The following is a 20136-nucleotide window of genomic DNA, read 5'->3' as shown; positions in this document are numbered from 1 at the left end:
TGACGCCGCCCGCTTGGCAAAGCCCCCGCTTGCGGGTTCTGCGCGCAGGGCCTATGTCGCGCGGCATGGCAAAACGCTTCGATACTGGCGGCGGTCCGTCGCAGCGGCAACTTCGCGTGGGGGAACTCATCCGGCGGACCCTGTCCGACGTGCTCAATCGTGGCGACATTCACGATCCCGACCTGAACCGTCTGTCGATCACCGTGGGAGAGGTGCGGACATCGCCCGATCTCAAGGTCGCGACGGTCTACGTGATGCCGCTGGGCGGCGATCACCGCGACGAGGCGATTCAGGCGCTGGCCCGCAACAAGGGCGAATTGCGCCGCGCGGTGTCCAAGGAAATGACGCTGAAGTTCGCGCCCGACCTGCGGTTCCAGATCGACGAGACCTTTGACCGGATGGACGACACACGCCGCCTGTTCGGATCGGACGAGGTGCGCCGCGATCTCGACACGCCAGACGACAAAGAAGACTGACGCCATGGGACGCCGCAAATCGGGACGCGACATTTCCGGATGGCTCGTGGTGGACAAGCCCGCGGGCATCACCTCGACCGCTGTTGTCAACAAGGTGCGCTGGGCCTTTGGCGCACAGAAGGCGGGCCATGCGGGCACCCTTGATCCGGCAGCCACGGGCGTTCTGGCCGTTGCGCTGGGCGAGGCGACCAAGACGGTTCCCTACATCACCGACGCTCTCAAGGCCTACCGCTTCACCGTGCGCTGGGGCGCCGCGACCAACACCGACGACGCCGAGGGCGAGGTGATCGACACGTCGGATACGCGCCCGACGGATGACGCGATCCGCGCCGCGCTGCCCGCGTTTACCGGCGACATCCGGCAGGTGCCGCCGCAATTCTCTGCGGTGAAGGTCGACGGCGTGCGCGCCTATGCCAAGGCGAGAGACGGCGAAGAGATGGACCTTGCCGCGCGGGATCTGTTCGTCGAGAGCCTCGAGATGGTGGAACGCCCCGACGCCGACACCGCCGTTCTGGAGATGATCTGCGGCAAGGGCGGCTATGTGCGGTCCATCGCGCGCGATCTGGGGCAGGCGCTTGGCTGCCTTGGCCATGTCGTGACCCTGCGCCGTGTCTGGTCGGGGCCATTCGAGGCATCGGACGGCATCACCATGGACGAAGTCGAGCGTCTGGCGAAGGACCCGGCGCTGGACGAGCATCTTCTGCCGCTGGAGGTCGGGCTGGCGGACCTGACCGAACTGCCCTGTGCCAGTGACGGCGTCACCCGCCTGCGCAACGGCAACCCCGGCCGGGTGCTGTCGTCGGACGCTGAATACGGCGACGAGGCGTGGGCCAGCTACGACGGCCGCGCCGTGGCCGTGGGCATCTACCGCGCCGGGGAATTGCACCCCACCCGCGTCTTCAAGGCGTGATCTGGGTTAACGTCCCTTTTTCTCGTCTTGAGATAGTACGGATGCCGCTAGCGATTTTACTTCTTTCGGAGAAGCTTTTTTGCTTCCGGAAAGGACCCTCGATGCCAACGACGAAACTTTCGATGTGGACTGCTTCTTGGCCATGCTGGCCTCCTATGATTCTACCTGAAGAAGACTTGCACAAAACAAGAACATTTCAAACTGGAATCGATATGTTGTGCCATGAGGAATAGAGGCACAACATGATCACCAGAACCCACACCAAGGGCGACGCGCCCTCGGTTGCCGTCTATTCCGATTGCGAGCGCTATCGTTACCTTCTCACCCGCGTCTGGGACGAAGGCGGCAAACGGGCGTTGTTCGTGATGCTGAACCCCTCGACCGCGACCGAGGTTCAGAACGATCCGACCGTGGAACGTTGCGAGCGCCGCGCGCGGACGCTGGGGTTTGGCGCGTTCCGCGTCACCAACATCTTCGCCTGGCGCGACACGGACCCCAAGAAGATGCGCGCCGCCGCCGATCCGGTCGGGCCAGAGAACGATGCGGCCATCGCGGAAAGCTGCGGCTGGGCGGATCAGATCATTTGCGGATGGGGCGCGCACGGCGCGCATCTGGACAGGGGCCGCGCAGTCGAGTCCCTGCTGCGCCGCACCGGGCGCCCGCTGTATCACCTTGGACTGACCAAGGCCGGGCAACCGAAACACCCGCTTTACATCGGCTACGACCGCCAGCCAGAGCCGTGGATCGCGGAAGGTCAGACATAGCTGACACGGACATGGCCGGCATCGATCTGCGGCGCGCCTTCGACCACCACGGCGACGTTCCCGTCCAGCAGGATCACCCCGTCTTCGCCCCATGAATCGGCGCGAATCGACACCTCATAGACGTGGCCGCCCGCGTTTTCGATGTCGATCTGCAGCTGTTGGGTCGCCGGGTCGTAGCCGGAGACGTGCGCGGGTTCGGTCAGCCCGTCCGCCGACAACTCTACCACGAGCGCGTCGGGATCGGCGGGGGCCAGCCCAACGTTGTCTTGCGGCGGGCGGTCGTCCGGATCATCGGGGTCCGCCGGGTCGGTGCCCGAAGCGCCGTCCGGTTGATCGGGGTCCACCGGATCGAGACTTGACGCTTCGCCAGCATCCGGATCATCGGGGTTCACCGGATCGGTGCCGGGGGTATTGCCCGGCTGGTCCGGGTCCACCGGATCGATGCCGGGCGCATCGACCGCCTCCGGCTGGTCTGGTGTATCCGGATCGACAGGGTCGAGGCTTGGGTCGTCGGGATCTTCGGGGTCGATGCCCGGCCCGCCCTCGCCGCCCGTATCCGTATCGGGCGCATCAGGGTCCACCGGGTCGATCCCGGGGTCGTCGGGATCGACGGCGTCCGAGACCTCCAGCACCTCGGCCACCGTCACGCTGTCTGGCCCATCTCCCGGCCCGAACCACAGCGACACGTTGTCGGTTGGAACGCTGCCCAGCCCGGTGAAGGAGATCGTCATGGTGCCGCTTTCGAATCCCAGCCGCAGGGACGTGTCCGCGTCGCCAGCATCGGTCTCGGTCAACTCCATCGTGTCCGGCAGGTCGGTGTTGCTGAAGTCGAGCTGCAAACTGTCCGCATCGGGATCGAACTCCGGCATTTCGTGATCGCCAAGCTCGGGTTCCAGCCAGAAGGCCTCCGGTTCGCCGTCGTCTTGCGGCGCGTCATCGTCTTGCGGATCATCGTCTGGCGCGTCTTCGGGCGCATCGTCTTCGTCGGGCGCATCGTCGCCGATGTCCCGTCTGGACGACTCCGAAGGATCGTCGTCCTGGTCTTCGTCGTCCACCTGATCCTCGTCGCCGTCCGGCCAGAAGGCCAACGGAACAAACCCCAGCAATAGCAATGCAGCCAGCATCGCCGTCCCTCCACGTACCCCGCGGCATAGGTATCATTCCGGGGCATGCGGGGCTTTGCTTTTCAGAACAGTTGGTTAACGTGGCAGTGGCCAGGATCGAGGGACACGGGACGATGATCGAAGGCTTCACGCAGACGCGGATCGACACAGGCTCGGTCTCGCTGTCGGTGCACCGTGCCGGGCAGGGCGCGCCGCTGATCCTGCTGCACGGCTATCCGCAGACCCATGCCGCCTGGAGCCGCGTCGCCCCCGCGCTGGCAGAGCGGTTCGAAGTGATCGCGCCCGACCTGCGCGGCTATGGCGACAGCGACGCGCCGCCCGACGATCCCGGCCACACCGTCTATTCCAAGCGTGAAATGGCAAATGATATCATCGGGTTGATGGATGCCCTGGGCATCCCGCGCGCGCATGTGCTGGGCCATGACCGGGGCGCGCGCGTGGCCTATCGCCTTGCGCTCGACCATCCCGAACGGACCCGACGGCTTGGCATCATCGAGGTGATCCCGACCGGTGCTTTCTGGGATCGCTGGACGGCCGATGTCGCGCTCAAGGCCTATCACTGGACCTTCCTCGCGCAGCCGCATCCCCTGCCGGAACGCATGATCGGTGCCGATCCGGTGGCCTATCTCGACCACACCCTGAAAAGCTGGAGCTTAACCAGAACGCTCGAAGCCTTCACGCCCGGCGCGCTGGACAGCTACCGCAGGCAGATCGCCGACCCTGTGCGGCTGCACGCGATGTGCGCCGATTACCGCGCCGGGGCGACCACGGACCGCGCGCTCGATGAGGCCGACCGCGCAGCCGGGCGCAGGATCACGGCGCCGGTGCATTTCCTGTGGGCGAAGGGCGGATTTCCCGCCTCGACCGGCGATCCGGCCGCGATCTGGCGCGACTGGGCAAAGACGGTCACCGATGAAAGCTGCGAAAGCGGGCACTTCGCGATGGAAGAGAACCCAAAGGCGGTGCTGGACGCGTTCGTGCCGTTCTTTGCGCCTTAGGTCGGGAAGGCGCTGGTCGGGATCAGGGCGATGTCGCCCACCGTCAGCGGCGATCCGGTGACGGTCGCCACGGCGGTTCCGTTCAGCGAGATCGTGTTGACCGAAGGCGCGCCGCCACCGGGTGTCACGGTAGACACGGTCACCGTCGGCGCCGGACCCGCGCTGTCGAAGCCGACCAGAACACGGTCGTCTGCGGCACTGAAATCGGTCACTTGCGACAGCGCCCCGAACTCGGTGAGATAGAAGTCGTCGCTGCCGACGCCGCCCGTCCCCGTGTCGCCTTGCCCAAGGACAAGATCGTCGTTCCCGGCGCCGCCGATTGCGGTATCTGCCGTCGCGTCCCCGCTGACGAACAACACATCGGCATCGACACCGCCGTCAAGCACGTCCGTCCCCGCGCCGCCGTCCATTCGGTCGGCGCCCTGGTTGCCGAACATCGTGTCGTTGCCCAGATCGCCAAACATCGCGTCGTCACCGTTGCCGCCCGACATCTGGTCGTTGTCGTCGCCGCCGCGCATGAGGTCGTCGCCCGATCCGCCGCGCATGATGTCCGCGCCCGCGCCGCCCAGCAGCGTATCCTGACCGATGCCGCCATCCATATCGTCGATGCCTGCGCCGCCATCCAGGATGTCCGAACCGTTCTGGCCGATCAGGATGTCGTTGCCATCGCCGCCGAACAGTTCGTCGTTCTGAAGTCCGCCGTCCAGCGTGTCATCGCCGGTGCCGCCGAACAACTGGTCGGACCCGGGACCGCCAAGCAGAGTGTCGATGCCGTCGCCACCGTCGAGGATGTCGTTGCCGTCGTTGCCGTCGAGAGCGTCATTCCCGTCCCCACCGAACAGGCCATCCGACCCGGTTCCGCCCAGAAGCGCATCGTCGCCCTCGTCGCCTTCCAGCGTGTCGTCGCCCGCTCCGCCGTCCATGAAGTCGTCGTCGCGTCCGCCGTTCAGGTAGTCGTTGCCGTTCTCACCGAACAGCAAGTCCTCTCCGTTCTCGCCGTATATCTCGTCATTGCCGATCCAGCCGCGCAACGTGTCGCCGCCGCCGCCGCCAAAGAGGAAGTCGTCGCCCTCTCCGCCGTCCACGTTGTCGAACCCGGTGCCTGCATCGACGAAATCGTCGCCGTCGCCAGCGTTGATCGAATCGCCTCCAGGACCGCCATAGATCTCGTCGTCCCCGATGCCGCCCGACAGCATGTCAAAGCCTGCATTTCCGTCGATCGTATCGTTGCCCGCGCCCCCGCTGATCGCGTCGCCGCCGGTTCCGCCAAGCATCGCATCGTTGCCCGGGCCGCCGTCGATGCTGTCAAGGCCGCCGCCGCCCTCGATCTGGTCGTCGCCGTCGTTGCCCTCCAACGTGTCGCCGCTGCCAAGGCCCCGGATCACGTCGTTGCCGCCAAGCCCGGCGATCATGTCTGACTGGGGCGTGCCATTCAGGATATCGTCGCCTTGGGTGGCGGAAGACCCGCTTTCCGCAGTGTCGGAAGAGTCCTGATTGCCAGAGTCGTCGTCACCTCCGAACAGGTCAAAGGCAAAACCCAAGCCGACAAGTGCGAAGAGACCAAAAATGGCGAACATGGCAGCAATCCAGAATAATTGGTTCCACCCCCCACAGGCAGATTGCAGCTACCTTTCGGCCCTGGTGCGGGAACGTCAACTGTTCTGGTCAATACACCGTTAACTGTTTCCCCGTTGGCGACGGTGCCGCATTTTCGCCGCAATAGGCCGGACCAGCGACGCCGCATTTCGCCGTCTTTCAAGAATGGGAGAGAGCAGGGGTGCCTGGCCGCGCATACCGCACGGGCCGCCACGAATCGGCAACCGTCGGCGTGTCCGGCGTCAGCCGTCCGCGAACAGGGCGATGTCGTCCGCCGTCATGTCGCGGGCGCCCGGCGCAAGGCCAACGCGGGCGACTGTTTCGCCGCCGACCTGTATGAGCGCAAGGCGGGTCTCTCCGTCCTGCCGGTTCACGACCTGCAGATCGGGCGCGTCCGTGCCATCATCATCGTAGGTCATCACCAGCCTTTCGGTGCCGGGGGTGTAATCAACGATATCCAGTTCGGGTTCCGGTTCCAGCCCGCCCTCTGCCTTGGCGAACAACGCGTCTATGCTGTGCTCTCCGAACAACTCGTCATTGTCGAAGGCCGTGGCCAGATCGTCCTCGCCCGGCAGGTCCCTTGGTTGCAGGTCGTCCGCCGCGTGAGGTTCGGGCGTTCCGGCCTCGTCATCGAACAACCCGTCCGGCCCGTCGAGGAAGGCAAGAAAGTCAGTGGAACCGGACGCTTCCGCTTCTGTCTCCGCGTCGGGTGCCTCATCTGGTGATGCGGGGGCAGCTTCTGCGGTGTCACGGGCGGCTGGGTCCGCCGGGGCAGGATCTTCGGCCAGGAATGCGTCGATCTCGCGCACGAGCGCATCCATCTCGGCATCCGGCACATCAACCGCAGCCTGAACCGTGGGCCTGTGCGCCAGATCGTCTTGTCTGGTGGACCCGTCCGCACGTTCGCCCGCGCGTTCGTCTGCGTTTTCGGGCGCGTCGCCAGACGCAGACTCCGCGTCATCGTGGGACAGCGCGCCCTGCAACCCGTCGCCCGACGGCGCGGCGTCGTCATTATCATGACCGCTGGACGCAGCGGATCGGTCCACGGCGGCCATATCGACCCCAAGACCAACCAGAAGCATCGCAAGCGCGGACCCCAGCGCGAACATCACACGTCCTTGTCAGCGGAACGCCAGGATGCGTCCCATCGACAAGATCAACATTCAAGCGGGGGCATTCGTTGACGGGCCTTGGGCATTTCAGCGGCTTTTCCGCGAAAGGCGCCACATTGCGAACAATGTGACTGTTCGGCGCCGGGAAAAGGTCTTTCAATCGGGCGGGATTGCTCCTATACGCCTGCATCCCGCCCTGACGTGGTGGGCAAAGAGCCTTGCTGGACGACATCCCGGCTTGCGCTGTCACTTGAACCGATAGGAGACCCCGATGTCGATCACTGCCGAGAACAAGCAAAAGATCATGAAGGACTACGCGACGAAGGAAGGCGACACCGGCTCGCCCGAGGTTCAGATCGCGATCCTGACCACGCGCATCACCGCGCTGACCGAGCATTTCAAGACCCACAAGAAGGACAACCACTCGCGCCGTGGCCTTCTGATGATGGTGGCCCAGCGCCGCAAGCTGCTCGACTACCTAAAGAAAAAGAACGAGCAGAAGTATCTCGACCTGATCGGCAAGCTGGGCATCCGCCGCTAAGCCGCCGCCGGATTGAAGACGCAGCGCGCCCCCTTGGGGCGCGTTTTGCGTTTGAGGGGCTCATGCGCCGAGCAACGGGAAATTGAGTTCGGTGCGCCAGTCAGCGGGATCGTCGCTGCGTTCGGGCCCCGCGAGGTATCTCTCCAGCACCCGGCCATCGCGTTCCACACCGGCGCGGGCAAGGAAATCGCGTGCCTCAAGCGTCTCGACAAAGGCAAGCCAGGCGTCCGGTAGTCCCTCATACGGGCCGGAATAGACGGTCTGGACCACCTTCAGCGCCGGATACTCGCCGCCCAGAACCCGCCCGGTGGACGCCATGTCGCCCGCGACAGGAAACCCAAGTTCGAAATCGAACACCTCACCGGGCGGATGCGCGTGAAAGGCGAACATCGGACCGATTGGCATGGTGCCCTGCGCCTGCATCGCTTCCACGATCTCGCGGATCGCCTTTGGCATTTCGTCGCGAATGTGCTCGGCCGGGGCGCGGATCGGCACCATGGCGGCGCGAAAGCTGTCCTGCGTGACGATGCGCGGCTCTTCGATCATGGGGCTTTCCCTGTGGTTGCCTTGGCAGACTACCCCAATCCGCACCGAATGCCGAGGCATTGACCGCGCTGACCCACGCGCCGGGTTCCCAAAGGTCTGGTTTTCCTATACGCGGCCCCCATCTGAGACGTGACGCCCTGACCCCGGCGCATGGAATGATAAGGGGGTCGGCGGCAATGGGGCCGCTATGACAACGGAGGACCCGCAGGGGCGGGAGTGCCTCCAGACAGGATACGACAGATGTTCAACGTGACAACGAAATCCATGCAGTGGGGCGATGAAACGCTTACACTGGAAACGGGCAAGGTTGCCCGTCAGGCCGACGGCTCGGTCATCGCCACGCTTGGCGAGACCAGCGTGATGGCCAACGTGACCTTTGCCAAGCAGGCGAAGGAAGGGCAGGACTTCTTCCCGCTCACCGTCCATTACCAGGAAAAATACTATGCCGCGGGCAAGGTTCCCGGCGGCTTCTTCAAGCGCGAGGCGCGGCCGACCGAAAAGGAAACGCTGACCGCACGCCTGATCGACCGTCCGATCCGCCCGCTGTTCGTCCCCGGCTTCAAGAACGAAGTCCTGGTGATGTGCACCGTTCTCAGCCATGACCTCGAGAACGACCCCGACATGGTCGCGATGATCGCAACCTCGGCGGCTCTGACGATTTCCGGCGCGCCCTTCATGGGTCCGATTGCCGGTTGCCGCGTCGGTTTTGCGAACGGCGAATACGTACTGAACCCGGCTGTCGATGACATGCACAAGCTGCGCGAGAACCCCGAGCAGCGCCTCGATCTCGTCGTCGCGGGCACCAAGGACGCCGTGATGATGGTGGAATCGGAAGCCTATGAGCTGACCGAGGCCGAGATGCTGGGTGCGGTGAACTTTGCCCACCAGCAGATCCAGCCGGTGATCGACCTGATCATCTCGCTGGCCGAAGACGCCGCGAAAGAGCCCTTCGACTTCTCGCCCCCCGACTACTCGGCGCTCTATGACGCCGTGAAGGCCGCGGGCGAAGACAAGATGCGCGCCGCCTACGCGATCACCGACAAGCAGGAGCGGACGCACGCCGTGTCCGCCGCCAAGGACGCGATCAAGGCGACCCTGACCGAAGACCAGCTTGCCGACCCGAACCTTGGTTCGGCTCTCAAGAAGCTGGAGTCGGGCGTTCTGCGCGGTGACGTGGTCAAGAATGGCCGCCGCATCGACGGACGCCGCACCGACGAGGTGCGCGACATCGTGTGCGAGACCGGCATCCTGCCGCGCACCCACGGCTCGGCGCTGTTCACCCGCGGCGAGACGCAGGGCCTTGTGGTCACCACGCTTGGCACCGGCGACGACGAGCAGATGATCGACGCGCTGAACGGCACCTACAAGTCGAACTTCCTGCTGCACTACAACTTCCCGCCCTACTCGGTCGGTGAAGCGGGGCGTGTCGGCCCGCCCGGACGCCGCGAGATCGGCCACGGCAAGCTGGCATGGCGCGCGTTGCAGGCGGTCCTGCCGCCCGCAACCGATTTCCCCTACACCATCCGCGTCGTGTCCGAGATCACCGAATCCAACGGCTCGTCGTCGATGGCGTCGGTCTGCGGCGGTTCGCTGTCGATGATGGACGCGGGCGTTCCGCTGAAATCGGCCGTGGCCGGTGTCGCCATGGGTCTCATCCTTGAAGATGACGGCTCTTACGCGATCCTGACCGACATCCTTGGCGACGAGGATCACCTCGGCGACATGGACTTCAAGGTGGCGGGCACCGCCGAAGGCATCACCTCGCTGCAGATGGACATCAAGGTTGCGGGCATCACGCCCGAGATCATGGAAAAGGCTCTGGCGCAGGCCAAGGCTGGCCGGATGCACATCCTTGGCGAGATGAGCAAGGCGATCACCGGCGCGCAGGAGTTTTCGATCCACGCACCGCGTATCGAGACGATGCAGATCCCGACCGACAAGATCCGTGAAGTGATCGGCTCGGGCGGCAAGGTGATCCGCGAGATCGTCGAGCTGTCGGGCGCCAAGGTCGACATCAACGACGAAGGCATCATCAAGATCGCCAGCCCGAACGGCGATGCCATTCAGAAGGCCTATGACATGATCTATTCGATCGTGGCAGAGCCGGAAGAAGGCAAGGTCTACAAGGGCAAGGTCGTGAAGATCGTCGATTTCGGCGCCTTCGTGAACTTCTTCGGCAAGCGTGACGGCCTTGTGCACGTCAGCCAGATCGAGAACCGCCGCCTGAACCATCCGTCGGATGCGCTGAAGGAAGGCCAGGAGGTTTGGGTCAAGCTGTTGGGCTTCGACGATCGCGGCAAGGTGCGCCTTGCGATGAAGATGGTCGACCAGACGACGGGCGAAGAGCTGTCCAAGGAAGAGGCCGAAGCCGAGGAGTGATCCCCGCCTTTCGCGACTGAACGATGCGCCCCGGCCCGGAAAGGCCGGGGCGTTTTTCGTTAGGGTTTCGTTAACCCTTCTCGCCTAGCCCGGATTTGAGGTCACAATCTGTGACCTCAACGCTGTGAGGGGCCGGGATGGACGAGGACAGGATCTACCGCGTGCGCGGGCTTCTCGTCATGCTCGACCGCGATGTGGCAGATCTGTTCGGGACCACCGCCAAGGCGTTGAACCAGGCGCGCAAGCGCAACGAGACCCGCTTTCCGCCAAGCTATGCCTTCCAGGCGACGCTGGACGAAACCAGCGATCTGAGGTCACAAATTGTGACCTCGAACCCTGACGCACCGCGCCTGCGCACGCCGTTCCTATACACCGAGGAAGGCGTCATCATGTGCGCGACAGTCCTCAAGACCGATCGCGCCGTGGCCGTCACCAAGCAGATCGTGCGCGTGTTCGTCGCCGTTCAGCGCAAGCATGCCGACGGGCAGAACGACGACCTGACAGACGCACAACTGGCCGAAGCCGCAGCCGTCACCATGCCCCGTGTCCTGTCTGAACGGATCGAGGGGTTTCTCGACCGCCTTGCCGACATCACATTGACCGATGGCCAGCAGGAAGCCGTAGTCACACAGGCGCGACAGTTCAGGGACGAAGGCTTCGAGGCGCTTCATGCCTTTGTCAGGCGCCCCACGCTTCGCACCGCGCAGGAAGCCGCCGAACTGCAAAAGCGTCTGGCCGAGGTCGAGCAGGTTCAGGAACAGACGCGCGCCCTCCGCGCTGAAACCCGCGAGAAAGAGCGACTTGCCCTGATCCGCGATCTTCTGTTCCTGGTGGAGATGAAAAGGCTGAAGGACCAAGGCGATCTGGCGCAGATTTCCGCAACCCTGCGCAGCCTCGACCCGGCGCTGCCACGCTGATCCCTCAGATGATCTCGTCCTCGTCGAACAGCGGCGCGCTTTCGCTCTCGTGTGTGGACGCCTCGATGTCGGTGCCTGCGCGCTTGACCTGACGGACCTCGGCGATGTGGAACACCGCGTCGCCCTCGTTCACGATGGGGAATTTCGAGCGGCCGATGATGATGCCCGGCTCCTCGGCGAGGATGATGTGTTCCTCCAGCCCCAGCGCGTCCGACACCACGCCCAGCACCGTGCCCGCGTCCACCCAGTCGCCTTCGGCCTTCATGCTGCGGAACAGCCCGCCCGTCGGCGCCCGCAGCCATGAAGACCGGCCGCATTTCACCGACGGCCCGCGCGGCTTGGGCACGCCGCGCGGCGGGATCATGTCCAGCGCAGCCATCACCCGCAGGATGCCCGCCACCCCGATGCGGGCGCTGAACTCGTCCAGCCGCAGCCCTTCACCCGCCTCGTACAGCAACACGTCGACGCCCATCTTCTCGGCGGTTTCACGCAGCGATCCCTCGCGCATCGGCGAAGTCAGGATCACCGGCGGCGCAAAGGCATCGCCAAGCGCGGCAAGTCGCGGATTCCTGGGCGACAAACGAATCTGCGGCAGGTTGGTGCGCTTGACCGCCGCCGAATGCAGGTCGATACCATAGTCCGATCGCGCGAGAATCTCGTTGGTAAAGATCTGCGCCAGACGTGACGCAAGCGATCCGCCGACGCTGCCCGGAAAGCAGCGGTTCAGGTCGCGCCGGTCTGGCAGGTAACGCGAATTCGCAAGAAAACCGTAAGTGTTCACGATCGGCACGGCGATCAGCGTGCCGGACAGCCGCGTCAGTGGCTTGGACGCCAGCAGCCGCCGCACGATCTCGACCCCGATCACCTCGTCGCCGTGGATCGCGGCGGATATGAACATCACCGGCCCGGGTTTGCGCCCGTGGATCACATGCGCAGCCATTGTCACCGGCGTGTGATCCGACATCACCGAAATGGGCAGTTGCACCGTCCTGCGCTCGCCCGGGGCGACGGTCTCTGTCCCGATCTCGAACGGCTTGCGCATCGCGGCCTTCTCTTGCTGGGAGTCATCTTTCATCGGGCGGATCGTGTCGAAAGCGCACGGAAAGGGAAAGCGGGAAACCGCGCGCGGCTGCGGTCACGCAATCGTCAGATGCCTATCCGGAACTGGCACTAATCTTTGCGTCGCAAGACTCAGTCCATCAGGGGGACCAGACATGACCGCGAACCGCAAGAAGGCGAGCGACTTCGATCCTCGCATCCTCGAGATCTTTGACGGCTACGTACACGGCAAGATCACCAAACGCGACTTCATTGCGCAGGCCGGGCGCTATGCCGCCGCCGGTGTCACCGGCGCGATGATCCTTGAACAGCTTCAGCCGAACTATGCCTGGGCGCAGCAGGTCGCGCCGGACGATCCCGAGATCGAGACGATGCGCTTCTCCTACGACAGCCCCGAGGGCAACGGCGAGATCAGCGGCCTGATGGCCAAGCCTGCGGGCGCGACCGGCCCCTTGCCCGCCGTTCTGGTGGTGCACGAAAACCGGGGCCTGAACCCCTATATCGAAGACGTGGTGCGCCGCGCGGCCAAGGCGGGATACCTCGCGCTTGGTCCCGACGGGTTGTCGCCGCTTGGCGGATATCCCGGCACTGACGAGCAGGGCCGCGAGATGCAAGGCCAGATCGACGGCGCGAAGCTGATGGAGGATTTCTTCCGCGCCTTCGAGGTGCTGCGCGACCATGAGGGATCGACCGGCAAGGTCGGTGCCGTGGGGTTCTGCTATGGCGGCGGCGTCTGCAATGCGCTTGCCGTGGCCTACCCGGACCTCGCCGCAAGCGTGCCGTTCTACGGACGCCAGCCCGATGTGGCCGACGTGCCCGCCATCCAGGCGCCGTTGATGATCCACTACGCCGGTCTGGACGAGCGCATCAACGCAGGGTGGGAAGCCTATGGCGCCGCGCTGGAAGAGAACGGCAAGGAATTCTCGGTCCACTTCTACCCTGATGTGAACCACGGTTTCCACAACGACACGACGCCCCGCTACGACGAGGCGGCGGCGACGCTGGCCTGGGACCGGACGCTGGCCTTCTTTGCGGAAAAGCTGGCCTGACCGGCTTGGCATGAAGAAGGGCGCGCCGATCCGGCGCGCCCTTCGTTTTCGTCTGTCGCTGCCGGTCAGCCGACCATTGCGCCGTCGTCGCGCTTGACGGTGATCACGGACGAGCGCGGGATGCCTTCGCCGTCCGGCCAGCTGGAGCCGGGATGCTGGATGCCGACGAACATCGTACGGCGATCCGACGACCAGCACAGACCCGTCACTTCGCTGCCGTTCGGGCCGGTCAGGAAGCGGTGGATCTCGCCTGTGACGGGGTCGCCTGCCAGCATCTGGTTGTTGCCCATTCCGGCGAACTCGCCTTCGTTGGAATCGTCGCCGTCGGTCTGGATCCAGATCAGGCCGGTCGAGTCGATGACCATGCCATCGGGCGAGTTGAACAGGTTGCCCGCGTTGATGTTCTCGCTTCCGGCATAGGGTCCGTCGGCGACGGTCGGGTTGCCCGCCATCACGTAGAGATCCCATTGGAACCCGCTTGCGGCGTGGTCGTCGTTCTCGGGGCGCCAGCGCACGATCTGGCCGTAGTTGTTGGTCTCGCGCGGGTTCGGAGCGTTGACGGACATCTCGTCGCCACCCGCGTTGGTGCGGAGCGACCCGTCGTCATTGGTCGCGCCGCGGCGGCTGTTGTTGGTCAGGCAGCAATAGGCTTCGATCGCGACCGGGTTGACGGCGATCCACTCGGGACGGTCCATCGTGGTCGCGCCGACGTTCGAGGCTGCGGTGCGGGTGAAGATGGCGATCTCGGCGGCGGACATGCCGGTGGCCTCGGGGGTGAGCGGCAGCCATTCGCCGGTCATGTCATCGTTGAACTTCGCGGCGAACAGCTGGCCTTCGGACAGCAGGGTCGAGGTGTCGCCGCCCGGCACGTAGATGTCGCGCGACACCCACTTGTACATGAACTCGCCGCGCTCGTCGTCGCCGAGGTAGACGATGACGCGCCCGTCAGGAGCAACGGCGGATGCCGCGTTCTCGTGCTTGAAGCGCCCCAGCGCCGTGCGCTTGACCGGGGTGGACTCCGGGTTGGACGGGTCGATCTCGACGATGTAGCCCGCGCGGTGCGGCTCGTTGGGGGTCTTCGACACGTCGAATCGCGCATCAAAGCCGTGGTAGTTGTAGCGGCCCGGATCGACCTTGGTGGAGACGCCATAGCGCTGGTAGTGCTCCATCACGATCTCATCCGCAGCGACCTCTGCGGTGGCGCCGAAGTAGCCGTTGAAGTTCTCTTCGCAGGTCAGGTAGGTGCCCCAGGGCGTCCGGCCCGAACCGCAGTTGTTGAAGGTGCCAAGCGACTGCGTGCCGGTCGGATCAGCCTCGGTCTGCAACAGCGCGTGACCGGCGGCGGGGCCGTCGATCAGCATCGGGGTGTTGTGGGTGATGCGGCGGTTGAACGGGCTGTCCACCACGACCGACCAGCCGTCATCGCCTTCCGCGACCTCCATCACCGAAACGCCCTGCATGTTCTGCAGCGTCAGGACATCCTCGGCCGATTCCGGGACGCCCTTTGCGGTGTGGGGCAGGTTGATGGCGTTGTTGGTGTACTCGGAGTTCACCACGAGGATTTCACGGCCGTTGATGCTGAACAGCTCCATGCCGTCGGTGTTCTCGCCGAACACGCGGTCCGAACCCGCTGCGGGGACGGCGTTGGTCGCGTCGAACGCGGGCGCGTCCGAGAACAGCGGATCGCCCCAGCGGACAAGGACGTCCCAGCTGTAGCCCTCGGGCACGTGAATGGTGTCGTCGGTCTGGGCTTCGATCGGCGTGAAGGCAAAGCGCGTGGCCTGCTGCGCAATCGCCGACGTGCCCTTTAGGAACGCGGTGCCCATCACGGCCGCGCCGGACCCGAAGGCAAGAGCGCCGCCAAGGAAGCCGCGGCGCGAGATCGCGCGCTCGACCACGCGGTCGAACTCGTTTCCTTCGGGGCGCGGGAAGTGCAGTTCATCCCAATCGTCTGCGGACAGGTGGGTTTGATCGTCTTTCATGGGTCGTCTCCCTGGATCATGATTCTGGGTACACCGGCGGCGCCTGCGTCGGCGCGTCGAACGGTAGCTAGTGATCCTGGGCAAACTTTATTTGTAGACTTTGTAACGATTTGAAGAAAGGCACCTTGCAGCGGCGAAAGTCACGAACAACTGAAAGCCCCCGGCCCCGTGGGCATCACGGGGGCCGGGGGCATGTCCTTGAAAGGGCTGTGGCGGCCCGCGACGCGCCTCAGTTCTGCAACTCTTCCACGATCCGCGCCGTCAGGTCCGGGTCGTTCTGCGCGATGGTCAGGATCTCGACATAGCGGTCGACCTCGATGTCCGGCGCGGCTTCCACGGCCTGCGCTTTCCGGATCTGCGCCTCTTCCTGAAGGCGCTGCATCTCTTCCTGATCCGAGACTTGCTGCATCTGCGCGCCATATTCCTCGTCGATGGCCAGCACATCCTCGTAGGCGACGATGAACGCGTCGATCTCGCCGTCGGATACTTCGGCGCCTGCTGCCGCGCCGTCCTGCATCTGGGCAACGGCGGCCACGGGGGCGGCGCCTGCCATCAGGGCGGCAAGGGTCATCACGCTGGCGGTCTTGCGAAGTTCCATGAAGTCCTCCTGGGTCTGTGGTTCAAGCCGTGCGGGGATCCGCCCGGTCCCCCAACAGCTATTGGCCACACCCAAGCGCCGCAAACCCGTCGGCGGGGCCTTGCTGAAAGCCCCCCAAGACCCGGCACGATCCCGCCGTGCGGCGCAGACGTGAGAACGCAAAAGGCCCGCCATCGCGGCGGGCCTTCCTTGCCGTGCGGGGCCCGGATCAGCTCGGCTGCTTGGTCATCCGCAGATAGGGCAGGTGGGTCGTGAACTCGCCGAACTTCGCGGTCGCATCCTCGTTCGACACGGTGGCCGGAATGATGACGTCCTGGCCCTGCGCCCAGTTGGCGGGCATCGCCACGCCGTGCTTGGTCGATGTCTGCAGCGCGTCCAGCGCGCGCAGAACCTCGGCAAAGTTGCGCCCCACGGTCATCGGATAGGTCATCGACAGCTTCAGCTTCTTGTCCGGCCCGACGATGTAGACGACGCGCACCGTCGCGGTGTCATTGGGCGTGCGCCCGTCCGGCAGATAGGCCTCGGCGGGCAGCATGTCGAAGGCCTTGGACAGCGCAAGATCCTCATCCGCCACGATGGGGAACCCCGCCGCCGCACCGCCGAAGCTTTCGATGTCGCCCTTCCATTTCTTGTGGTCCTCGACGCCGTCGACGGAAATGCCCATCACCTTGGTGCCGCGCTTTTCCCATTCCTCGGCCAGCTGCGCCACGGCGCCGAACTCGGTGGTGCAGACGGGCGTGAAGTCCTTGGGGTGCGAGAACAGGATCGCCCAGCTGTCGCCGATCCAGTCGTGCAGGCGGATCTCGCCCTGGTCCGTCGGGACGGTCATGTCGGGGATGGTGTCGTTGATGCGAAGTGCCATGGGGAAACTCCTTCTCGGATGGTCCTTGGCGCAGGGTCACCCCGCGCCGCTCTCCCCTTACTTGCGGCCCCCATTGGCCGGTGACAAGGTGTCGCCACGCCACAGGGAGACAGCCATGCAGAACGCACGCAATTTCTACATCGACGGAGCCTGGGTTTCTCCCGCATCGCCCAATGACCTCGCGGTGATCGACCCCTCGACGGAAGACGCCTGCGCGACGATCTCGCTGGGGGGCCAGGCCGACACCGACGCCGCCGTCGCCGCCGCGCGCGCCGCTTTCGAGGGCTGGGCCTACGGCACGTCCAAGGCCGACCGCATCGCCGCGCTGGAACGCTTCCTGGCCGTCTACAAGGCCCGCTCCGAAGACATGGCGCAGGCAATCTCGATGGAGATGGGCGCGCCCATCGGCATGGCCCGGCAAAGCCAGTGGGGCGCGGGCGCGGGGCACACCAAGACGTTCATCCAGCTGTACAAGTCGTTCGAGCACGAGCGGATGCTTGGCGATCACGCCCCCGAGGACCGCATCCTCTACGATCCCATCGGCGTCGTCGGCATGATCACGCCGTGGAACTGGCCGATGAACCAGGTCACGCTCAAGGTGATCCCGGCGCTCCTGGTGGGCTGCACCTGCGTGCTGAAACCGTCCGAGATCGCGCCACTGTCCTCGATCGTCTTCGCCGAGATGATGGACGAGGCGGGCCTGCCCGGGGGCGTGTTCAACATGGTGAACGGCGACGGGCCGGGCGTCGGCACGCAGCTGTCCACGCATGCGGATGTCGACATGATCTCCTTCACCGGCTCGACCCGCGCGGGCGCGCTCATTTCCAAGGCCGCCGCCGACAGCTTCAAGCGCGTCAGCCTTGAACTGGGCGGCAAGGGCGCGAACATCGTCTTCGCCGATGCCGACGACAAGGCCGTCAAGCGCGGCGCCCTGCACTGCTTCAACAACTCCGGCCAGTCCTGCAACGCACCGACCCGGATGCTTGTGGAACGCCCCGCCTATGATGCCGCCGTCGAGACCGCGCGCGAGACGGCCGAGGGTCTCGCCGTCGCGAGCGCCCATCAGGAAGGCCGCCACATGGGGCCTGTCGTCAGCCAGACCCAGTTCGACAAGATCCAGGACCTGATCCAGACCGGCATAGACGAAGGTGCACGGCTGGTCGCGGGCGGGCTCGGTCGCCCCGAAGGCACCAACCGCGGCTATTTCGTGCGCCCGACCGTCTTTGCCGACGTCACCCCCGACATGACCATCGCGCGCGAGGAAATCTTCGGCCCGGTCCTGTCGATGATGCCCTTCGACACCGAGGACGAGGCGCTGAAAATCGCCAACGACACGCCCTACGGCCTGACCAACTACGTGCAAAGCGGCGATGACGCGCGCCGCCAGCGCCTCGCCCGTCGCCTGCGCTCGGGCATGGTCGAGATGAACGGCCAGTCCCGCGCCGCCGGGTCACCCTTCGGCGGCTACAAGGCGTCCGGCAACGGCCGCGAAGGCGGCATCTGGGGGCTCGAGGAATTCTGCGAGGTCAAGGCCGTCTCGGGCTGGGGCGCCTGACCCCGCCCGGGACTCCCCCGTCTTCATCTTTGGTCCGCAAATACTCTGGAGGGGGTCCGGGGGAGGCAACGCCTCCCCCGGCGGTCGCGTGCGTCAGCACGCGAAACCGGTTGGTTCCATCAGAACGGACATTTGGCGGAAAAACCGACCCCGACACCGCCGTCGGGATGCCGGATCTTCAGGCTTTCCGCGTGTAGCATCATGCGCGGATACTCCCGCGCCGCACCTTCGGCATAGAACGGATCGCCCAGGATCGGATGGCCAAGCGACAGCATGTGCACCCGCAACTGGTGCGAGCGTCCGGTCTTGGGATACAGCCGCACCCGCGTCGTGCCGTCCTCGTGCCGGATCACGCGCCAGTCGGTCTGCGCGGCCTTGCCGTTCTCGTGATCGACCATCTGCAGCGGCCGGTTCGGCCAGTCCACGATCAGCGGCAGATCGACGGTGCCGGTCCTTGGCGACAACTCCCCCCACAGCCGCGCGACATAGACCTTCTTGGTATACCGCTTTTCGAACTGCAGCCCGAGGTGGCGCTGGGCATGGGGCGTCAGCGCAAAGATCATCACACCCGAGGTGTCGCGGTCCAGCCGGTGGACCAGCAGCGCCTGGGGATAGGCCGCCTGCACGCGGGCGAGCAGGCAGTCGGACAGGTGATCGCCCTTGCCCGGCACGGACAACAGGCCCGCAGGCTTGTCGACCAGCAGGATCTCGTGATCGGCGTGGATCACCGTCAGGGGATCGGTCGGCGGGTCATAGAGGCTGTCCATGCGCCCCGCGCTACCGTGCCGGGCGCGCGGCGGCAAGATCAGTCCGTTTGCGGCAACCCGTCGGCGATGTCGTAGTAGTCGCCCTTGCCGGACACGAAGATGTGCCGCGCCAGCCGGGTGCCCGTCGGCGTATCGAGCGCGCCCATCGACACCGACATCGCGTCCTCGTCCGCCTTGTCCCAGAACAGGAAGGCCCCGCAGGTGCCGCAGAACCCGCGCCGCACGCCGGGCGAGCTGTCGTACCAGCGCAGCGTCTCGTCCGCCGCGAAGTCATAGGCCGCGCGCGGCATGTGGACCGAGGCCCAGTGATGCCCGCTCGACCTGCGGCACTGCCCGCAGTGGCAGGCCGACGCCTCGGTCAATGGTCCGGCAAGGGTGAACCGCACGCCGCCGCACAGGCAGCCGCCCTTGATCTCGTGCGTCATCTCAGAGCCTCCCGAAGACATCCTGCAGGATCGCGGCCAGCCCCTCTGCGTCGGCGGGGGTGAACGCGCCGGGCCGGTCGCTGTCGATGTCCAGCACCGCGATGACCTCGCCCGCGCCGTTGCGGACCGGCAGAACGAGTTCCGACCGGGTTGAGGAGGCGCAGGCGATATGGCCGGGGAAGGCGTCGACATCGGGCACAAGCTGCACCTCGCCGGTGCGCGCGGCCGCGCCGCAGACACCCCTGTCGAACGGGATGACGAGGCAGCCGTGCCCGCCCTGGTAGGGTCCGATCTTCAGCAAACCCGGTTCGGTGACGCGGTAGAACCCCGTCCAGTCGAAGCGGTCGTCGGCGTGGTGGATTTCGCAGGCCAGCGTCGCCATCAGGGCGACGGTGTCCGTCTCGCCCTCGGTGAGGCTGGCGATGGTCCTGGCGAGCGCGGCGTAGTCGGCGGTCATGGGCATCCTGTCTGGCAGA

General features: G+C 65.4%; 20 protein-coding genes. 9 read left to right on the top strand and 11 right to left on the bottom strand.

Features of this window, described 5'->3' with window-relative positions:
* Positions 1 to 65 precede the first annotated feature (65 nt).
* The 3 genes from rbfA (at position 66) to KTJ87_RS13295 (ending at position 2150) form a co-directional block, all read left to right on the top strand.
* The gene (gene rbfA, locus KTJ87_RS13305; protein WP_267139610.1) at positions 66 to 476 is read left to right on the top strand and encodes a 30S ribosome-binding factor RbfA; all 411 of its coding nucleotides are present in this window, start codon (positions 66 to 68) and stop codon (positions 474 to 476) included.
* A 4-nt stretch (positions 477 to 480) separates the two neighbouring features.
* Positions 481 to 1386 carry a tRNA pseudouridine(55) synthase TruB gene (gene truB / locus KTJ87_RS13300; protein WP_267139609.1) on the top strand — a complete coding sequence of 302 codons (906 nt, stop codon included), beginning with the start codon at positions 481 to 483 and terminating at the stop codon, positions 1384 to 1386.
* A 242-nt stretch (positions 1387 to 1628) separates the two neighbouring features.
* Positions 1629 to 2150 (top strand): DUF1643 domain-containing protein, encoded by a 522-nt coding sequence (locus KTJ87_RS13295; RefSeq protein WP_267139608.1) that lies wholly within the window; start codon positions 1629 to 1631, stop codon positions 2148 to 2150.
* On the opposite strand, the gene KTJ87_RS13290 is transcribed toward KTJ87_RS13295, so the two are convergent.
* Positions 2141 to 3274, bottom strand: coding sequence for a hypothetical protein (locus tag KTJ87_RS13290; protein WP_267139607.1), 1134 nt, complete (start codon positions 3272 to 3274; stop codon positions 2141 to 2143). The two genes, KTJ87_RS13295 and KTJ87_RS13290, sit on opposite strands and share 10 nt — an antisense overlap.
* Before the next feature lie 113 nt (positions 3275 to 3387).
* Between KTJ87_RS13290 and KTJ87_RS13285 the strand changes: the two genes are divergently transcribed.
* Positions 3388 to 4272, top strand: coding sequence for an alpha/beta fold hydrolase (locus KTJ87_RS13285; protein ID WP_267139606.1), 885 nt, complete (start codon positions 3388 to 3390; stop codon positions 4270 to 4272).
* On the opposite strand, the gene KTJ87_RS13280 is transcribed toward KTJ87_RS13285, so the two are convergent.
* Positions 4269 to 5849, bottom strand: a complete 1581-nt coding sequence (locus KTJ87_RS13280) for a calcium-binding protein (RefSeq protein ID WP_267139605.1) — start codon at positions 5847 to 5849, stop codon at positions 4269 to 4271. The two genes, KTJ87_RS13285 and KTJ87_RS13280, sit on opposite strands and share 4 nt — an antisense overlap.
* A 261-nt stretch (positions 5850 to 6110) precedes the next feature.
* Positions 6111 to 6977, bottom strand: coding sequence for a hypothetical protein (locus KTJ87_RS13275; protein ID WP_267139604.1), 867 nt, complete (start codon positions 6975 to 6977; stop codon positions 6111 to 6113).
* 274 nt (positions 6978 to 7251) lie between these two features.
* On the opposite strand from KTJ87_RS13275, the gene rpsO reads away from it, so the two are divergent.
* Entirely contained in the window at positions 7252 to 7521 is a 270-nt protein-coding gene (rpsO, locus tag KTJ87_RS13270) for a 30S ribosomal protein S15 (protein ID WP_267139603.1), read from the top strand.
* Between the two features lie 60 nt (positions 7522 to 7581).
* Here rpsO and KTJ87_RS13265 read toward each other — a convergent pair whose 3' ends face one another.
* Positions 7582 to 8067, bottom strand: coding sequence for a GyrI-like domain-containing protein (locus KTJ87_RS13265; RefSeq protein WP_267139602.1), 486 nt, complete (start codon positions 8065 to 8067; stop codon positions 7582 to 7584).
* A 240-nt stretch (positions 8068 to 8307) separates the two neighbouring features.
* On the opposite strand from KTJ87_RS13265, the gene pnp reads away from it, so the two are divergent.
* Positions 8308 to 10446: a polyribonucleotide nucleotidyltransferase gene (gene pnp / locus KTJ87_RS13260; protein WP_267139601.1), complete on the top strand. Its 2139-nt coding sequence runs from the start codon at positions 8308 to 8310 to the stop codon at positions 10444 to 10446.
* Between the two features lie 137 nt (positions 10447 to 10583).
* Complete coding sequence (locus tag KTJ87_RS13255) at positions 10584 to 11363, top strand: ORF6N domain-containing protein (RefSeq protein WP_267139600.1); 780 nt, start codon at positions 10584 to 10586, stop codon at positions 11361 to 11363.
* A gap of 4 nt (positions 11364 to 11367) precedes the next feature.
* Here the strand turns inward: KTJ87_RS13255 and KTJ87_RS13250 are convergent, their stop codons facing one another.
* Positions 11368 to 12438, bottom strand: a complete 1071-nt coding sequence (locus KTJ87_RS13250) for a succinylglutamate desuccinylase/aspartoacylase family protein (RefSeq protein ID WP_267139599.1) — start codon at positions 12436 to 12438, stop codon at positions 11368 to 11370.
* A gap of 139 nt (positions 12439 to 12577) precedes the next feature.
* On the opposite strand from KTJ87_RS13250, the gene yghX reads away from it, so the two are divergent.
* Complete coding sequence (yghX, locus tag KTJ87_RS13245) at positions 12578 to 13471, top strand: YghX family hydrolase (protein ID WP_267139598.1); 894 nt, start codon at positions 12578 to 12580, stop codon at positions 13469 to 13471.
* Positions 13472 to 13536: 65 nt separating this feature from the next.
* On the opposite strand, the gene KTJ87_RS13240 is transcribed toward yghX, so the two are convergent.
* The 3 genes from KTJ87_RS13240 to KTJ87_RS13230 all read right to left on the bottom strand — a co-directional run bounded on the left by KTJ87_RS13240 (position 13537) and on the right by KTJ87_RS13230 (position 16913).
* The gene (locus KTJ87_RS13240) at positions 13537 to 15453 is read right to left on the bottom strand and encodes a PhoX family protein (protein ID WP_267139597.1); all 1917 of its coding nucleotides are present in this window, start codon (positions 15451 to 15453) and stop codon (positions 13537 to 13539) included.
* 229 nt (positions 15454 to 15682) lie between these two features.
* Positions 15683 to 16051: a DUF4168 domain-containing protein gene (locus KTJ87_RS13235; protein WP_267139596.1), complete on the bottom strand. Its 369-nt coding sequence runs from the start codon at positions 16049 to 16051 to the stop codon at positions 15683 to 15685.
* A gap of 208 nt (positions 16052 to 16259) precedes the next feature.
* Entirely contained in the window at positions 16260 to 16913 is a 654-nt protein-coding gene (locus KTJ87_RS13230) for a peroxiredoxin (RefSeq protein ID WP_267139595.1), read from the bottom strand.
* Positions 16914 to 17028: 115 nt separating this feature from the next.
* Between KTJ87_RS13230 and KTJ87_RS13225 the strand changes: the two genes are divergently transcribed.
* Positions 17029 to 18468, top strand: a complete 1440-nt coding sequence (locus KTJ87_RS13225; RefSeq protein WP_267139594.1) for an aldehyde dehydrogenase family protein — start codon at positions 17029 to 17031, stop codon at positions 18466 to 18468.
* A 119-nt stretch (positions 18469 to 18587) separates the two neighbouring features.
* Here KTJ87_RS13225 and KTJ87_RS13220 read toward each other — a convergent pair whose 3' ends face one another.
* The 3 genes from KTJ87_RS13220 to KTJ87_RS13210 are packed head-to-tail and all read right to left on the bottom strand — an operon-like array spanning position 18588 to position 20117.
* A complete protein-coding gene (locus tag KTJ87_RS13220; RefSeq protein ID WP_267139593.1) occupies positions 18588 to 19235 on the bottom strand; it encodes a pseudouridine synthase in 648 nt (215 codons plus the stop codon).
* A 38-nt stretch (positions 19236 to 19273) separates the two neighbouring features.
* Positions 19274 to 19660, bottom strand: a complete 387-nt coding sequence (locus KTJ87_RS13215) for a GFA family protein (RefSeq protein WP_267139592.1) — start codon at positions 19658 to 19660, stop codon at positions 19274 to 19276.
* A 1-nt stretch (position 19661) separates the two neighbouring features.
* Complete coding sequence (locus KTJ87_RS13210; protein WP_267139591.1) at positions 19662 to 20117, bottom strand: GAF domain-containing protein; 456 nt, start codon at positions 20115 to 20117, stop codon at positions 19662 to 19664.
* Positions 20118 to 20136: the final 19 nt, after the last annotated feature.

The organism is Anianabacter salinae (genome assembly GCF_019061145.1).
Taxonomy (GTDB): domain Bacteria; phylum Pseudomonadota; class Alphaproteobacteria; order Rhodobacterales; family Rhodobacteraceae; genus Anianibacter; species Anianibacter salinarum.
Note: the sequence above shows the minus strand (reverse complement) of the source record. Positions and strands in the feature narration are given on the sequence as shown.

What these genes read in the sequence shown, in the direction of transcription:
- rbfA (WP_267139610.1), top strand. Translation starts at nt 66, where the DNA reads ATGGCAAAACGCTTCGATACTGGCGGCGGTCCGTCGCAGCGGCAACTT.
- truB (WP_267139609.1), top strand. Translation starts at nt 481, where the DNA reads ATGGGACGCCGCAAATCGGGACGCGACATTTCCGGATGGCTCGTGGTG.
- KTJ87_RS13295 (WP_267139608.1), top strand. Translation starts at nt 1,629, where the DNA reads ATGATCACCAGAACCCACACCAAGGGCGACGCGCCCTCGGTTGCCGTC.
- KTJ87_RS13290 (WP_267139607.1), bottom strand. Translation starts at nt 3,274, where the DNA reads ATGCTGGCTGCATTGCTATTGCTGGGGTTTGTTCCGTTGGCCTTCTGG.
- KTJ87_RS13285 (WP_267139606.1), top strand. Translation starts at nt 3,388, where the DNA reads ATGATCGAAGGCTTCACGCAGACGCGGATCGACACAGGCTCGGTCTCG.
- KTJ87_RS13280 (WP_267139605.1), bottom strand. Translation starts at nt 5,849, where the DNA reads ATGTTCGCCATTTTTGGTCTCTTCGCACTTGTCGGCTTGGGTTTTGCC.
- KTJ87_RS13275 (WP_267139604.1), bottom strand. Translation starts at nt 6,977, where the DNA reads ATGTTCGCGCTGGGGTCCGCGCTTGCGATGCTTCTGGTTGGTCTTGGG.
- rpsO (WP_267139603.1), top strand. Translation starts at nt 7,252, where the DNA reads ATGTCGATCACTGCCGAGAACAAGCAAAAGATCATGAAGGACTACGCG.
- KTJ87_RS13265 (WP_267139602.1), bottom strand. Translation starts at nt 8,067, where the DNA reads ATGATCGAAGAGCCGCGCATCGTCACGCAGGACAGCTTTCGCGCCGCC.
- pnp (WP_267139601.1), top strand. Translation starts at nt 8,308, where the DNA reads ATGTTCAACGTGACAACGAAATCCATGCAGTGGGGCGATGAAACGCTT.
- KTJ87_RS13255 (WP_267139600.1), top strand. Translation starts at nt 10,584, where the DNA reads ATGGACGAGGACAGGATCTACCGCGTGCGCGGGCTTCTCGTCATGCTC.
- KTJ87_RS13250 (WP_267139599.1), bottom strand. Translation starts at nt 12,438, where the DNA reads ATGAAAGATGACTCCCAGCAAGAGAAGGCCGCGATGCGCAAGCCGTTC.
- yghX (WP_267139598.1), top strand. Translation starts at nt 12,578, where the DNA reads ATGACCGCGAACCGCAAGAAGGCGAGCGACTTCGATCCTCGCATCCTC.
- KTJ87_RS13240 (WP_267139597.1), bottom strand. Translation starts at nt 15,453, where the DNA reads ATGAAAGACGATCAAACCCACCTGTCCGCAGACGATTGGGATGAACTG.
- KTJ87_RS13235 (WP_267139596.1), bottom strand. Translation starts at nt 16,051, where the DNA reads ATGGAACTTCGCAAGACCGCCAGCGTGATGACCCTTGCCGCCCTGATG.
- KTJ87_RS13230 (WP_267139595.1), bottom strand. Translation starts at nt 16,913, where the DNA reads ATGGCACTTCGCATCAACGACACCATCCCCGACATGACCGTCCCGACG.
- KTJ87_RS13225 (WP_267139594.1), top strand. Translation starts at nt 17,029, where the DNA reads ATGCAGAACGCACGCAATTTCTACATCGACGGAGCCTGGGTTTCTCCC.
- KTJ87_RS13220 (WP_267139593.1), bottom strand. Translation starts at nt 19,235, where the DNA reads ATGGACAGCCTCTATGACCCGCCGACCGATCCCCTGACGGTGATCCAC.
- KTJ87_RS13215 (WP_267139592.1), bottom strand. Translation starts at nt 19,660, where the DNA reads ATGACGCACGAGATCAAGGGCGGCTGCCTGTGCGGCGGCGTGCGGTTC.
- KTJ87_RS13210 (WP_267139591.1), bottom strand. Translation starts at nt 20,117, where the DNA reads ATGACCGCCGACTACGCCGCGCTCGCCAGGACCATCGCCAGCCTCACC.